Here is a 13,769-nt window from a genome sequence, read left to right as displayed (position 1 = left end):
GCTCGCTTCGGCGGGCCCGTCTTCGTTTGGGAGCGAGGAATCAATCCTACAGCCGCGGAGCTGGGTTATAGTGAACCCATGCCCGTTCACGACATCCCACGCCTCCTCTCTTTTGCCGACACGCTCGCTGACGCCGCCCGCGCAGCCATCCTCCCCTTCTTCCGCGCGCCACACGCCTGCAACCACAAGGGCGGCGCGCTCTTCGATCCCGTCACCGAAGCGGACCAGGCCTCCGAACGCGCCATGCGCGCGCTGATCGAACGGGAGTTTCCCGAGCACAGCATTCTCGGCGAAGAATATGGCGGCGAACTCGCCTCGCGCGGCTATCAATGGATCATCGATCCGATCGACGGCACCCGCGCCTTCATCTCCGGCCTGCCGACCTGGGGTGTGCTGATCGGGCTCTATCACGACGGCGCGCCGCTGATCGGCGTGATGGATCAGCCGTATCTCGACGAGCGCTATCGCGGGTGGATGGACGGCGCGAACGCCACCGCGCGGGGCGAAACCAAACCGCTGAAGACTCGCGCGTGCGTCAGCCTCAGCGAAGCGACGCTCTCCACCACCGATCCCTACCTCTTCCACGGCGCAGAAGCCGAAGCCTTCGCCCGCGTGCGCGCGGCAGCGAAGCTCACCCGCTACGGCTACGATTGCTACGCCTATTGCATGCTCGCCGCCGGCCACATCGACTGCGTCATCGAGAACGGCTTGAAGCCGTTCGACATCGCCGCCCTCATCCCCATCGTCACCGGCGCCGGCGGCGGCATCACAAGCTGGGACGGCGGGGATGCCAGCAAGGGTGGGCGGGTGTTGGCGTATGGCGATGTCAGTGTGAGAGATGAGGCTACTGACCGTGTCACGCGCTAATCGGATAGCGGCGCTCGCCGCACTGGTGGTGCTCGTCGGCGCGATAGCCTTTTTGTCGTCAAGACCGCCCCCTGTTGATGCCGGCTCTGCAACTTGTGAAGTTTATCGCGCATTCGTGACGAATGTATCAGAAGAGCCGCATCAGCGCTTCCGTCCGTTTTTGCGAAGCATTCCGCATGCGGATGCGCTGAGCGACACAGCCGAAATGACGCTCTCGCGCGAGACCGGCGAGCACGAAGCTCATACGGTGCAGGCGACAGGCGAAGTATTCGAGTTCCCCGTCACCGAAGAATTCACTGTGAATATATCTGGCTATTCGACGCAGCGGGCAGAATGGTTGCCGACCTGTTTCGATTCTTCCCCGCGACCATCCTTCACAGTGATGCCGGCGATCATTGAGTTCGGGCTAGCAATCCCAGTCGTTGGCGACATAACGATTTGGGAAATTTCTCGCGTCTCGTTCTCGCCCGATGGACAAAGCGCACTGTTCTATGCCGAGCATTTTTGCGGCGAGTTGTGCGCAGGTGGCGGATATTTTCTTTACGAGTTGCGCGATGGCGCCTGGCACGAAGCCGGCTACCGCATGAGCTGGGTTTCGTGACCTACGCTTCCCGCGCCTTCCCGCTGACGATATCCCGCATCGCCTGCGCGAAAATTTCCGGCGGTTGGCCGCCTTGGATCAGCCAGCGTTGATTGAAGATCACCGATGGCACGGCGTTGATGCCGTTCGCGCGCCAATGCCCTTCCTCCGCGCGCACTTCGTCAGCGAACGCGCCGGACGCCAGCACGTCACGCGCCGCATCCGCATCGAGCCCGGCTTCGCGCACAGCGTCGATCAGCGCTTCGACATCGTTCGTCGGGCGCTGGTCGGTGAAGTGCGATTTGAACAGGGCCTCTTTCAACGCCAGCTGCTTGCCTTGCGGCAGCGCCCAGGCCAGCAGCCGATGCGCGTCGAACGTGTTCCAGATCTGCGAATCCGGCCCGTAATTGAACGTGAAGCCCAGAGCCGCGCCATGCTCCTTGATCACTTCGCGCACCGCGTCCGAACGCTCCCGCGTCGAACCGTATTTGCGCGCGACATGCTCGGCCGTGTTCTCGCCCTCGGGGCCCATGTCCGGATTGAGCTCGAACGGCCAGAACCGGATCTCCGCTTCGACTTCGCCCTTCATCCCCGCCAACGCCGCAAGCAACGACCGCAACCCGATCACGCACCACGGACAAGCGATGTCGGAGATGAAGTCGATGCGAAGCTTCGCAGTCATGTCGCCGCGCTTTCTAATCTTGCAGGCATCACCGTCATTCCGGGGCTCGCGAAGCGAGAGCCCGGAATCCAGGGGGCTCAGCGCATAGCTCCTGGATTCCGGGCTCAATGCTGCGCATTGCCCCGGAATGACGGGCTGACCTCATATCCCTTAGCGATAGAACTCCGTCCGCCGGTCGCGGAAGAAGCCCCAGGCGGCGCGGTGACGGTCGAGGAAATCCAGATCGAATTCGTGCACCAGCACGCCTTCGTCGGTGCGATCGAAGCTCTCGACCAAGTCGCCGCGATGATCGGCGATGAAGCTCGAGCCGTAGAACGCCTGGCCGCTGCCTTCGACGCCGATGCGATTGCTCGCCACCACCGGGATCACGTTCGACACCGCATGCCCCTGCATCGCGCGCCGCCACGGGTCGCGCGTGTCGAGCGAGGCGTCATGCGGCTCGCTGCCGATCGCGGTCGGATAGAACAAGACTTGCGCGCCCATCAGCGCCATCGCCCGCGCGGCTTCGGGAAACCATTGGTCCCAGCAAATGCCGACGCCGATGCGCCCGTGCGCGGTGTCCCACACCTTGAAGCCGGTGTCGCCGGGCCGGAAATAGTACTTCTCCTGATAGCCGGGCCCGTCCGGAATATGGCTCTTGCGATAAACGCCGAGCTGCTTGCCGTCGGCATCGAGCACGACGAGCGAGTTGTAGTAGTGCGGGCCTTCGCGTTCGTAGATCGAAACGGGAATGACGACCCCGAGCTCCTTCGCCACCGGCTCCAGCGCCACGACGCACGGATGCGACTTCGCCTCGAACGCGGTGCCGAACCACTTCTCCTCCTGCGTCGTGCAGAAGTACGGCCCCTGAAACAGCTCCGACGGCAAGATCACCTGCGCGCCGCGCTTGGCCGCGTCGCGGATAAAGCCTTCGGTCTTCTTGATGTTGGCGTTGATGTCTTCGCCATACGACGTCTGAATCGCGGCGACGGTGATGGTGCGGGGCATTTCAGTTCGCTTTCGTGGGTTCGTCATCCTGGGGCAATGCGGAGCATTGAACCCAGGGTCCAGGGGCAAACGGCGCGGCGGCGGTGCCTGGATCCTGGGCTCGCGCTACGCGCGCCCCAGGATGACGGGATTCATAAGCAGCGCGGACATGCGCACCCATCACGCCGGCTCCTGCTGCGTGATGCAGTGGAACGAGCCGCCGCCGGTGAGGATCGCGTGAGACGAAAGCCCGATCACCTTGCGGCTCGGAAACAGCGGCGCGAGCGCGTTCACGGCGTCGTCGCCGCTGCCCGAATAGATCGGCACGACCACGGTCGAATTGCCGATGACGAAATTCATATGGCTCGCCGGCACGGCGTCGCCGTCCTCATCCTCGACAGCGCCCGGCGAAGGGATGCGCACGACCTCAAGCTTGCGGCCCTGCGCATCGCGCATGCCGCCGAGCGCCAGTGCGATCTCCTCCAGCACGTCGTGGTTCGGATCGTCGCGGCTGAACGGCGCCTGACACACGACCACGCCCGGCGCGACGAAGCGCGCGAGGTTGTCGATGTGCCCGTCGGTGTGATCGTTCATCAGCCCTTCATCGAGCCACAGCACCTTCTCGATCCCGAGCGCGCGCTTCAAAGCAATCTCGGCGCCCTCCTCGGTCCAGTGCGCATTCCTGTTCGGGTTGAGCAGGCACTGGCGCGTCGTGATCAATGTGCCTTCGCCGTCCATCTCGATCGCGCCGCCTTCGAGGATGAAGTCGTGCATCTTGAACTCGGCCCCCGCGATCAGCGCCATGCGGGCGCTGACCTTGTCGTCGTGCGGCAGCACGTACTTGCCGCCCCAGCCGTTGAACTGAAAGCCGAGCGCCTTGCCGTCGCTCGTGAAGATCGGGCCGCTGTCGCGGAACCAGATGTCGCCGAAATCGCCCGGAATCACGTCCGCCGCCTGGCCGAGCGCCAGTTTGGCTGTCGCTTCCGCTTCGCGCCCGTACGCCATGATGCGCACCTTGTCGCCGCGGCCCTCGTCCCAGAGCGCGCGCACCATCGCGGCGACTTCCGCGCGCGCGGGCTCCAGATCCTCGCCCCAGAGATCGGCCGCGGAGGGCCAGCCGGTCCAAATCGCCTTGTGCGGGCGCCATTCAGCAGGAATCGTCGTCATGGGCCGCTCCTTAGCGCATGCGAACGACGCCAGATAGGCACGTTTGGCCTCAACACAAGTGCGTGGCCGTTCTGGCGCCGTGGGCCCGCCTCCGCTAAGAGGCGCAGGGGACAAAACCGAGAGCTTGATGACCGCAACCCGGGCCGCCTTCGACCGCGCGACACTGGCGTTTCTCGCCGTGCTGCTCGCGCTCACCGCCGTGCGGATCTGGGCTTTGTTCGAGAGCCCGCTCGGGCTTTATTTCGACGAAGCGCAATACTGGATGTGGTCCCGCACTTTCGACTGGGGCTACTTCACCAAGCCGCCGATGGTGGCCTGGGTGATCGGCGCGACCACGGCGCTGATGGGCACGGACGCGGAATGGGCGGTGCGTCTCGGCGCGCCGCTGGCGCACGCCGTTGCGGCCGGCGGCGTGTTCGCGCTCACGCGTTCGATGTACGGCGCCTGGCCGGGATTCTGGGCCGGGCTCGGCTGGCTATTGCTGCCCGGCGTGTTTTTCAGCTCGGCGCTCATCTCCACCGACGCAGTGCTGCTGCCGCTTTGGACGATTGCGCTTTACGCCATGTGGCGGCTCGTCAACACGCGCGCCATGGCTTGGGCCGCCGTCATCGGCGTGTTCCTCGGGCTCGGCGTACTGGCGAAATACGCGATGCTCTACTTCATCGTCTGCACCGCGTTCGCGGCCTGGCGGATGGAGACCGTGCGCCAAGCGCTCGCCGGCGGACGCGGGCTGGTCGCCGGCCTGATCGCCGCCGCGATCGTGACGCCGAACATCGTCTGGAACGTCAACAACGGCTTCGCCACGGCGCGCCACACCGCCTCGAATGCGAGCCTCGATCTCGGCGACATGTTCCATCTGGACGAGCTGTTCGAGTTTATCGGCGGGCAGGCCGGCGTGCTCGGGCCGATCGTGTTTTTCGCCGCCTTCTGGGCGATCTGGCGCGCCTTCACGCGGCGCGATGCGTTGGTGACCGAAGACAAGTTCCTGCTCGCGTACATCCTGCCGCCGTTCGTGTTCATTTCGGCGATCGCCTTCATCTCGCGCGCCAATGCGAACTGGGCCGCCGTGGCCTATCCGGCGATCATTGTCTGGATGACGGGACTTCTGTTCACGTCCGCGAATGGCCGCCGCTGGCTCGTCGGCAGCAACGTCGTCAACGCCGCGATCGGCGTCGCGCTCGCCTTCGTCGTCGTCACCATGCCGGGTTTGGCGAACCAGGCGAAGGGCATCCGCACCGCGCAAGGCTGGGATCAGACCGCGCGCGAGATCGCTCTTCGCGCAGCGACGCAGCCGGGCGAAGCGCCGTTCACCGCGGTGCTGGTCGACGACCGCGCCACCTATTTCGAGCTGAATTATTACTGGCGCCACGCACGCCGCGCCGGCGCGCCGCTGCCGCCGGTGCGGATGTGGCTGCTGCAGGCCGAGGCTTACAACTCGGCCGAAGCGAGCGATCCGATGCGCGCCGAAGAAAGCGGCCGCGTGCTCGTCGTGCATCTGCAGCCAAGTTACATTCCCTTCGTCGCCGGCGACTTCACCGTGTTCCGCACGGTCGAGCATCTCACTGTGCCGCTCGGCGGCGGCGTCAACCGCGAGATGGATATCTCGGTCGGCGAGGGCTTTGCGCCGGCGCCGCGCGACGCTGCGTTCCAGGAGCGGCTCGACGCCGCCCGCAGCGGCGATTAGATCGGATCGTAGTCCGGGAACGCCGAGCCGCCGCGCTCGGCGCTGACGGCGTTGGCGCGGAACAGAGAGAACAGCTCGCGGCCCACGCCGCGCGCGTTGGCCGCGAGATCGAGCTGCGCCGGCGCGCGATCGCGCCAGTCCGGCGGCGAGAGGACGTCGAGTTCGCCGCTTTCGCCGTCGACACGCAGCACGTCGCCATCGCGCACTTTCGCCAGCGGGCCGCCCTCAGCGGCTTCAGGCGTGACATGGATCGCCGCCAGCACCTTGCCGCTCGCGCCGGACATGCGCCCGTCCGTCACCAAAGCGACCTTGAAGCCGCGGTCCTGCAGCGCGCCCATCAGCGGCATCAATTTGTGCAGCTCGGGCATTCCATTCGCGCGCGGCCCCTGCCCGCGCACGACGATGACGCAATCGCGATCCAGTTCGCCGGCGCGGAACGCCGCCTGCACTTCGCCCTGGGAATCGAACACGCGCGCCGGCGCTTCCACATTCATGAACGGCGCGCCGACGGCCGACGTCTTCGCACAGGCGCGGCCGAGCCCGCCGCTCATCACCACGAGCCCGCCAGTCGGTTGGAACGGATTGGCGCCGGGGCGGACGACGGCTTCATCGCGGCTCTGTTCCGGCGCATCGCGCCAAACGAGGCCCTCGCCGTCGAGCCACGGCTCGCGCGTGTAGTCCTCGAGCGTATCGCCCACCACCGTCGCGATGTCGCCGTGCACGAGCCCCAGGCCCAGCAGCTCGCGCGTCAGAAACGCCATGCCGCCGGCGTCGCGGAAATGGTTCACGTCGGCGGAGCCGTTCGGATAGACCTTGGCCAGGAGCGGCGTCACGCGCGCGACGTCGCCGAAATCGTCCCACAGCAGCTCGATCCCGGCCGCCGCCGCGATCGCTGGCAGATGAATGAAGTGGTTGGTCGAGCCGCCCGTCGCCATCAGCCCGACCATCGCGTTGACGATGGCGCGCTCGTCGACCAACCGCCCGATCGGCCGATAATCGTCGCCGAGGCCTGTGATCTGCGCCGCCCGCTTCGCCGCCGCCACCGTGAGCGCATCGCGCAATGGCGTATTCGGATTGACGAACGCGGCGTTCGGCATGTGCAGACCCATCAGCTCCATCATCATCTGATTGGAGTTGGCGGTGCCGTAGAAGGTGCAGGTGCCGGGCGAATGATAGCTCTCAGCCTCCGCCTGCAGCAGCTCCTCACGGCCGATCTTGCCTTCGGCGAAGAGCTGGCGGCGCGCCGCCTTCTCCTTGTTCGGCAAGCCCGATGGCATCGGCCCGCCCGGGACCAGGATCGCCGGCAGCCAGGGAAACCTGAGCGCGCCGATCAGCAGGCCGGGCACGATCTTGTCGCAAATGCCCAGCAGCAGCGCGGCGTCGAAGGTCGCATGCGAGAGCGAAACCGCCGTCGAAAGCGCGATCACGTCGCGCGAGAACAGCGAAAGCTCCATGCCTTCGAAGCCCTGCGTGACGCCGTCGCACATCGCCGGCACGCCGCCCGCGACCTGCGCCACGGCGCCCACTTCGCGCGCCGCTCTGCGGATGATTTCCGGGAAGCGCTCGTACGGCGCATGCGCCGACAACATCTCGTTATAGGCCGTGACGATGCCGATCGACGGCCACTGGCCGCCGAGCAGCTCGATCTTGTCCTGGACGGCGCAGCCCGCCGCGCCATGCGCGCGGTTCGCCTCAGCGATCTTCACCCGCGCAGGCTTTGTCGGGTCGTACGCCTCGATCAGATCGAGATAGCGGCGCCGGCGCTTGGCGCTGCGCTGGCGGATGCGTTCGGTGACCTGCTCTATGCTTGAATTGAGTTCAGTCATTTCATTCCGGATCCCACCAAGCCCTGCCGTCGCGATCCAGCATCAGCGCCGATTGAGTCGGGCCATTAGAGCCCGCCGCATAGCCATATGGCTCGACGCCCGCCTGGCGCCACGCCGCGAGCAGCGCGTCGGCCCACATCCAGGCGGCGTCGACTTCATCGCGGCGCATGAACAGCGCGAGGTTGCCGCGGACGATGTCCATCAGCAGCCGCTCGTAGGCGTCCGGGTAGCGCACGCCGCCGAACTCCTCCGCGAACGAAAGATCGAGCGCCGCCGTTTTCACCCGCAGACCCCCCGGCCCCGGTTCCTTCATGTTGAGCCAAAGCCGCACGCCTTCATCCGGCTGCAGTCGCAACACCAATTTGTTCGGCGAGCCCGCGTCCGCGCCGAACATCGGCACCGGCGTATCCTTGAACTGCACCACGATCTCGGAGCGCCGCGCGCTCATGCGCTTGCCGGTGCGCAAATAGAACGGCACGCCGGCCCAGCGCCAATTGTCGACCTCGGCCTTGATCGCGACGAACGTCTCGGTCTTGGTCACCTTGCCGACTTCATCGGCGTAAGCCGGCGCCTTGCCGCCGTTCACAAGGCCTGCCCTGTATTGCCCGCGCACCGTTTTCGACGCCGCGTCCTTGGCCTCGATGCGGCGCAGCGCCGACAGCACTTTGAGCTTCTCGGTGCGGATCGCGTCCGCCTCCATCGAGTTCGGCGACTCGAGCGCGACCAGACACAAGAGCTGCAGCAAATGGTTCTGCACCATGTCCCTGAGCGCGCCGGATTTGTCGTAGTAATCGGCGCGGCCTTCGACGCCCAGTTCCTCCGCCACCGTGATCTGGACATGGTCGATGTAGGCGCGCGACCATACCGGCTCGATCAGCATGTTGGCGAAGCGCAGCACCAGAAGGTTCTGCACCGTCTCTTTGCCGAGATAGTGATCGATCCGGAACGTGCGGTGTTCGTCGAAGACAGCGCCGACACCGTCATTGATCTCGCGCGAGGAGGCGAGATCTCGCCCGATCGGCTTTTCCAGCACAATGCGCGAATCCGGCGTCGCGAGGCCCGTTTCCGCCAAGCGCTGCGCGATCGTCACGAACAGCGAGGGCGCGGTCGAGAGATAGAAGATGCGCACATTGCCGCCGCCGTTCGCAAGCGCCTGTTTCAGCGCGCCCCACTCGTTCGCCGGCGCCGAAGCATCGAGCCGCGCATAATGCACATGACTCATGAACTCGGCGCACTTAGCCTCGTCCACGCAGGCGCCGGGCGCGAACTTGCCGCGGCTCTCGTGCACCATCTGCCGGAACGCTTCGGTGTCGAGGTCCGAGCGGGCTGCGCCGATGATCCGCGACTGCGGCGGAATCTGGCCGTCGAGATAACGGTGCAGCAGCGAGGGGAAGAGTTTGCGAAGCGAGAGATCGCCGGTCGCGCCAAAAACGACGAGGTCGAACGGAGGAACGGGAATGAACTCGGCCATGTCGCATACAAACTAGGTTTCGCGCTGCGGCGCAAACAGAGGCGAAGCGTTTGTCGCAGCATAATTGTCCCGCGACAATTGCGTTGCCAACGCCGGCCGGCGGCGCCTATGGTCCGCCCATGCGGGGCAATTATGGCCGATGACGACAACCCGCCGCCCCGGCGCGGCCTGGGCGGGGAAAAGAAGCCCACCATCAACGATGTGGCGCGCCTGGCGGGCGTCTCCAAGAAGACGGTCTCGCGCGTCATCAACCAGTCGCCGTTCGTCAAGGAAGAGACGCGCGAGAACATCAACCGCATCATCGCCGAGATCGGCTTCTCGCCCGATCCGCAGGCGCGCGGCCTCGCCTTCCGCCGTTCGTTCCTGATCGGCCTCGTCTACGACAATCCGAACCCGCAATACGTCGTGAACATGCAATTGGGCATGCTCGATGCGATGCGCGGCTCCGGCTACGAACTCGTCGTACATCCCTGCAACCGCAACAATCCGACCTTCCTCGCCGACTTCCGCCGCTTCATCGAACGCCAAAAGCTCTCCGGCGTTGTGCTGACGCCCTCGGTGTCGGAGGACGATCGCGTCAAGGCGATCCTCGACGAAGTCGGCTGCGCCTATATCCGCATCGCCTCAGTGCCGGTGGACGAGCCCGAGCACATCATCGTTTCAAACGATCGCTTGGGCGGGCGCGCCGCGGCTCGGCATCTGGCCGAACTCGGCCACACCCGCATCGGCTTCATCTCGGGCCCACCCTCCTTCCGCTCCTCGCACGAGCGGCGCGGCGGCTTCGAAGAAGGGCTGAAAGACCGCAAACTCAAGCTGCCCGACGATCACGTCATGCAGGGCGCCTACACGTTCGAGACCGGCATCTCGTGCGGCGCCGAGCTGTTGAAGCTCAGCCCGCGACCGACTGCGATCTTCGCCGCCAACGACGAGATGGCCGCCGGCGTGCTGCACGCGATCCGCCGCGCCGGGCTCAAATGTCCGGACGACGTCTCCGTCGTCGGCTTCGACGACTTCCAGATCGCCTCCAGCGTCTGGCCGCCGTTGACAACGGTGCGCACGCCGACGCGCGAGATCGGCCGCATGGCCGCGGAAAAGCTGATCGGCGCGACCGAAGCCGACGAGGAGGAGCATCCGCGCGAAGCGGCGCCGGCGACATCGCCCGCGCTCGTCGTCCGGGATTCCACCGGCCCTGCGCCGCGGTAGAATACCTTGGGCGAACCCGCTTGCACCGGACTCTGACACCGGTTACCAAAGGCCGAGGGAGCCGCTCATGTTCAAGAAGACCTACCACGCCACCCATCCGGACAGCATGGAGGGCGTCTCGAACGACCAGCTGCGCGACCGCTACCTGATCCAGAACCTGTTCGCGCCGGACGAGATCGCGCTCAACTATCTGCACTACGAGCGCTTCGTCATCGGCGGCGCGGCGCCGGTGACGAAGACGCTGGCGCTGCCGACGCAGTCGGAGCCCGCGTCCGCCGCGGGCAAGCCGTTCCTGGAGCGGCGCGAACTGGGCGTCATCAATGTCGGCGCCGGCCAGGGCATCGTGAAGGTCGACGGCCAGGCCTACGAGCTGCAACCGAAGGACGGTCTCTACGTGCCGATGGGATCGGAAAACGTGGAGTTCAGCTCAGTCGACAAAGCCAATCCCGCCAAATTCTACCTCACCTCGACGCCGGCGCACGCGCGCTACGACGTGGCGAAGATCTCGATCGAGAAGGCCGTGCCGCTCGAACGCGGCGCGCTCGCGACCTCGAACGAACGCACCATCTATCAATACATCGTGCCCGCTACGGTGAAGTCGTGCCAGCTCCTGCTCGGTCTGACCGAGCTGAAGACCGGCAGCGTCTGGAATACGATGCCGCCACACCTGCACGACCGCCGCTCGGAAGTGTATTTCTATTTTGGCCTCGGCGAGAACGACCGCGTCTTCCACTTCATGGGCGAGCCGGATTCGAACCGGCACATCGTAATGGCCAATGAAGAGGCGGTTGTCTCGCCGCCCTGGTCGATTCATATGGGCTCCGGCACTGCGAACTACACGTTCATTTGGGCAATGGGCGGGGAAAACCTCGACTACACCGACATGAACGTGCTCGATATTTGTCAGTTGAAATGAGCAATCTCTTCGATCTTTCAGGGAAGGCCGCCATCGTCACCGGCGGCAATGTCGGCCTCGGCCAGGCCATCGCCGTCGCGCTCGCGCAGGCCGGCGCCGACATTGTTTCGACGAGCCGCCGCGCCGCCAGCGAAACAGGCGCGCGAGTGAAGGCGCTCGGCCGCAAGTTTGTCTCGATCGAAGCCGATCTTTCCTCGACCAAGCCGATCGCCGGCATCGTCGAGCGCACTGTCGGCGAATTCGGGAAGGTTGACATCCTCGTCAACAATGCGGGCGTTATCCGCCGCAACGATTCCGTCGATTTCAGCGAGGACGATTGGGATGCGGTCATCGACACCAATCTGAAGTCCGCCTTTTTCCTCGCCCAAGCGTGCGGGCGTCACATGATCGCGCAAGGCCGCGGCAAGATCATCAATATCGCCTCGATGCTCTCGTTCCAGGGCGGCATTCGCGTGCCTTCGTACACTGCGAGCAAGAGCGGCCTCGCCGGCATCACCAAGCTGCTCGCGTGCGAGTGGGCGAGCAAGGGCGTCAACGTCAACGCCATCGCGCCTGGCTACATGACCACCGACAACACCGAAGCGCTGCGCGCCGACGCGGCGCGCAACCAGCAAATTCTCGATCGCATCCCGGCGGGCCGTTGGGGCGAAGCGTCCGATCTCGGCGGCGCCGCGGTCTTCCTCGCCAGCGCAGCCTCGGATTACGTGCACGGCGCGATCATTCCGGTCGATGGCGGCTGGCTCGCACGCTGAAGCGAGCCTCAAGGAGCACACGTGGCGCGTATCGTCTGTTTCGGCGAAATCCTGATCCGGCTCTCGGCGCCGGGACGCGAGCTCATGCTGCAGACGCCGCGTCTGGACACCTATGCTGGGGGCGCCGAAGCCAATGTCGCCGTTTCGCTGGCGCGGTTCGGCCACGAGGCGCGCATGGCGAGCATCCTGCCCGACAACGCGCTGGCGCACGGCGCTCTTGCCGAGCTGCGCCGCTGGAACGTCGATACGCGTTCGGTGCTGACCGGCGCCGGGCGCCTCGGCCTCTACTTTCTCACCTCGGGCGCGGGCTTGCGCCCTTCCGACGTGCTCTACGACCGCGCGCAGTCGGCCTTCGCGCTCGCCGCGCCTGACGCCATCGATTGGAGCGCCGCACTCGAAGGCGCCGATTGGCTGCACGTCTCCGGCGTCACGCCCGCTGTCAGCGCCAATGCGGCGGACGCAGCGCACCGCGCCATGAAGGCGGCGCGCGCCGCCGGCGTACGCGTCTCCTACGACGCCAACTTCCGCGCCAAGCTTTGGGAAGCGCGCGGCGGCGATCCGACCGCGACGCTGGACGCCCTGTTCGCCGAAGCCGATCTCGCCTTCGCCGAAGCGCGCGACCTCTCGCTGCTCACCGGCCACCGCATCGACAGCGACGAGGCTGCAGCGAAGATCGCGTTCGAGCGCTACCCGAATCTGCAGCGCCTCGCCTCCACGGCGCGCAAAGTGATCAGCGCCGATCATCATGAGCTGAGCGCCGTCAGCTTCACCCGCACCGGCGCGACGCGCACCCGCACGCACACGATAACCGGCATCGTCGACCGCATCGGCGGCGGCGACGCTTTCGCCGCTGGCGTGCTGCATGGCCTCGTGAGCGGCGCCGGCGAACAAGCAATGCTCGACTTCGCTCTCGCCGCCGCCTGCCTCAAGCACTACATTCCGGGAGACTTCAACCTCTCCACGGCGGCCGACGTGCAATTCTATCTCTCCAATTCCGGCTCGGATGTGCGGCGATGAGCGAACGGCTGACGTCCGAGGAAGTGCTGCGCCTCTCGCCGGTCATGCCGGTGGTCGTGATCGACGACGCCGCGCAGGCGGTTCCACTCGCGCGCGCCCTGCTCGCCGGCGGCATCCGCACGATCGAGATCACGCTGCGCACGCCAGCCGCGCTCGATGCGATCCGCGCCGTCGCGCGCGAGGCGTCGGAGATGGTGATCGGCGCCGGCACCGTGCTGACGCCGGACGATCTCGAAACCGCCTTCACCGCCGGCGCGCGCTACGCCCTCTCGCCCGGCGCGACGCCGAAGCTGTTGGCCGCCGCGCGCGACCGCGCCGCGCCGTTCATTCCGGGCGTTGCTACCGCGGGCGAAATCCAAAACGGACTCGAATACGGCTTCACCTGCTTCAAGTTCTTTCCCGCCGAACAGCTCGGCGGGCCCAGCGGCCTCAAAGCCATGGCGGGGCCATTTCCGAACGTGCGCTTCTGCCCCACCGGCAGCGTCACGATCGAAAAGGCGCCGAGCTATCTCGCGCTCGGCAACGTCCTGTGCGTCGGCGGCTCGTGGATCGCGCCGGCGGAGAGGATCAGAGCGGGCGATTGGGTTGGGATCGAAAACGCTGCACGGCAAGCCGCGGCGTTGCGCTGACCACGCCGC

The 13,769-nt window shown here is 66.0% G+C and carries 13 protein-coding genes; 8 read left to right on the top strand and 5 right to left on the bottom strand.

Translation table 11 applies throughout. The features are described from left to right. Positions 1-78: 78 nt before the first annotated feature. Positions 79-867 (top strand): histidinol-phosphatase, encoded by a 789-nt coding sequence (gene hisN / locus VEA80_RS20260; RefSeq protein ID WP_325062616.1) that lies wholly within the window; start codon positions 79-81, stop codon positions 865-867. Continuing rightward, positions 839-1,468 (top strand): hypothetical protein, encoded by a 630-nt coding sequence (locus VEA80_RS20255; RefSeq protein ID WP_325062615.1) that lies wholly within the window; start codon positions 839-841, stop codon positions 1,466-1,468. The genes hisN and VEA80_RS20255 overlap by 29 nt, the downstream gene beginning before the upstream one ends. Position 1,469: 1 nt before the next feature. On the opposite strand, the gene VEA80_RS20250 is transcribed toward VEA80_RS20255, so the two are convergent. The 3 genes from VEA80_RS20250 to VEA80_RS20240 form a co-directional block, all read right to left on the bottom strand. Then, positions 1,470-2,129, bottom strand: a complete 660-nt coding sequence (locus tag VEA80_RS20250) for a DsbA family oxidoreductase (protein WP_325062614.1) — start codon at positions 2,127-2,129, stop codon at positions 1,470-1,472. Between the two features lie 150 nt (positions 2,130-2,279). Next, positions 2,280-3,116, bottom strand: a complete 837-nt coding sequence (gene aguB, locus VEA80_RS20245; protein ID WP_325062613.1) for an N-carbamoylputrescine amidase — start codon at positions 3,114-3,116, stop codon at positions 2,280-2,282. A gap of 159 nt (positions 3,117-3,275) precedes the next feature. Continuing rightward, positions 3,276-4,262 (bottom strand): agmatine deiminase family protein, encoded by a 987-nt coding sequence (locus VEA80_RS20240; protein ID WP_325062612.1) that lies wholly within the window; start codon positions 4,260-4,262, stop codon positions 3,276-3,278. Positions 4,263-4,389: 127 nt separating this feature from the next. Here VEA80_RS20240 and VEA80_RS20235 point away from each other — a divergent pair, with 127 nt between their 5' ends. Next, the gene (locus VEA80_RS20235; RefSeq protein WP_325062611.1) at positions 4,390-5,946 is read left to right on the top strand and encodes an ArnT family glycosyltransferase; all 1,557 of its coding nucleotides are present in this window, start codon (positions 4,390-4,392) and stop codon (positions 5,944-5,946) included. Here the strand turns inward: VEA80_RS20235 and edd are convergent. Together edd and zwf are read right to left on the bottom strand one after the other, a co-directional pair. Further along, positions 5,943-7,772, bottom strand: coding sequence for a phosphogluconate dehydratase (gene edd, locus VEA80_RS20230; RefSeq protein WP_325062610.1), 1,830 nt, complete (start codon positions 7,770-7,772; stop codon positions 5,943-5,945). The two genes, VEA80_RS20235 and edd, sit on opposite strands and share 4 nt — an antisense overlap. 1 nt (position 7,773) lies before the next feature. Then, on the bottom strand, positions 7,774-9,243 hold the full coding sequence (gene zwf / locus VEA80_RS20225; RefSeq protein WP_325062609.1) for a glucose-6-phosphate dehydrogenase: 1,470 nt from the start codon (positions 9,241-9,243) through the stop codon (positions 7,774-7,776). Positions 9,244-9,375: 132 nt separating this feature from the next. Between zwf and VEA80_RS20220 the strand changes: the two genes are divergently transcribed. From VEA80_RS20220 to eda, 5 genes are all read left to right on the top strand, one after another. Next, positions 9,376-10,446 (top strand): LacI family DNA-binding transcriptional regulator, encoded by a 1,071-nt coding sequence (locus VEA80_RS20220; RefSeq protein WP_325062608.1) that lies wholly within the window; start codon positions 9,376-9,378, stop codon positions 10,444-10,446. 67 nt (positions 10,447-10,513) lie between these two features. Next, positions 10,514-11,362, top strand: a complete 849-nt coding sequence (gene kduI, locus VEA80_RS20215) for a 5-dehydro-4-deoxy-D-glucuronate isomerase (protein WP_325062607.1) — start codon at positions 10,514-10,516, stop codon at positions 11,360-11,362. Continuing rightward, positions 11,359-12,114: a 2-dehydro-3-deoxy-D-gluconate 5-dehydrogenase KduD gene (gene kduD / locus VEA80_RS20210; protein ID WP_325062606.1), complete on the top strand. Its 756-nt coding sequence runs from the start codon at positions 11,359-11,361 to the stop codon at positions 12,112-12,114. The genes kduI and kduD overlap by 4 nt, the downstream gene beginning before the upstream one ends. Before the next feature lie 21 nt (positions 12,115-12,135). Then, positions 12,136-13,131 (top strand): sugar kinase, encoded by a 996-nt coding sequence (locus VEA80_RS20205; protein WP_325062605.1) that lies wholly within the window; start codon positions 12,136-12,138, stop codon positions 13,129-13,131. Further along, the gene (eda, locus tag VEA80_RS20200) at positions 13,128-13,760 is read left to right on the top strand and encodes a bifunctional 4-hydroxy-2-oxoglutarate aldolase/2-dehydro-3-deoxy-phosphogluconate aldolase (protein ID WP_325062604.1); all 633 of its coding nucleotides are present in this window, start codon (positions 13,128-13,130) and stop codon (positions 13,758-13,760) included. The genes VEA80_RS20205 and eda overlap by 4 nt, the downstream gene beginning before the upstream one ends. Positions 13,761-13,769: the final 9 nt, after the last annotated feature.

Source organism: Vitreimonas sp. (assembly GCF_035627415.1).
Classification (GTDB): Bacteria; Pseudomonadota; Alphaproteobacteria; order Caulobacterales; family Aquidulcibacteraceae; genus Vitreimonas.
This window is presented reverse-complemented; position numbering and strand designations above follow the sequence as displayed.

What these genes read in the sequence shown, in the direction of transcription:
- VEA80_RS20235 (WP_325062611.1), top strand. Translation starts at nt 4,390, where the DNA reads ATGACCGCAACCCGGGCCGCCTTCGACCGCGCGACACTGGCGTTTCTC.
- VEA80_RS20240 (WP_325062612.1), bottom strand. Translation starts at nt 4,262, where the DNA reads ATGACGACGATTCCTGCTGAATGGCGCCCGCACAAGGCGATTTGGACC.
- kduD (WP_325062606.1), top strand. Translation starts at nt 11,359, where the DNA reads ATGAGCAATCTCTTCGATCTTTCAGGGAAGGCCGCCATCGTCACCGGC.
- eda (WP_325062604.1), top strand. Translation starts at nt 13,128, where the DNA reads ATGAGCGAACGGCTGACGTCCGAGGAAGTGCTGCGCCTCTCGCCGGTC.
- VEA80_RS20250 (WP_325062614.1), bottom strand. Translation starts at nt 2,129, where the DNA reads ATGACTGCGAAGCTTCGCATCGACTTCATCTCCGACATCGCTTGTCCG.
- zwf (WP_325062609.1), bottom strand. Translation starts at nt 9,243, where the DNA reads ATGGCCGAGTTCATTCCCGTTCCTCCGTTCGACCTCGTCGTTTTTGGC.
- hisN (WP_325062616.1), top strand. Translation starts at nt 79, where the DNA reads ATGCCCGTTCACGACATCCCACGCCTCCTCTCTTTTGCCGACACGCTC.
- edd (WP_325062610.1), bottom strand. Translation starts at nt 7,772, where the DNA reads ATGACTGAACTCAATTCAAGCATAGAGCAGGTCACCGAACGCATCCGC.
- VEA80_RS20255 (WP_325062615.1), top strand. Translation starts at nt 839, where the DNA reads ATGAGGCTACTGACCGTGTCACGCGCTAATCGGATAGCGGCGCTCGCC.
- VEA80_RS20220 (WP_325062608.1), top strand. Translation starts at nt 9,376, where the DNA reads ATGGCCGATGACGACAACCCGCCGCCCCGGCGCGGCCTGGGCGGGGAA.
- kduI (WP_325062607.1), top strand. Translation starts at nt 10,514, where the DNA reads ATGTTCAAGAAGACCTACCACGCCACCCATCCGGACAGCATGGAGGGC.
- aguB (WP_325062613.1), bottom strand. Translation starts at nt 3,116, where the DNA reads ATGCCCCGCACCATCACCGTCGCCGCGATTCAGACGTCGTATGGCGAA.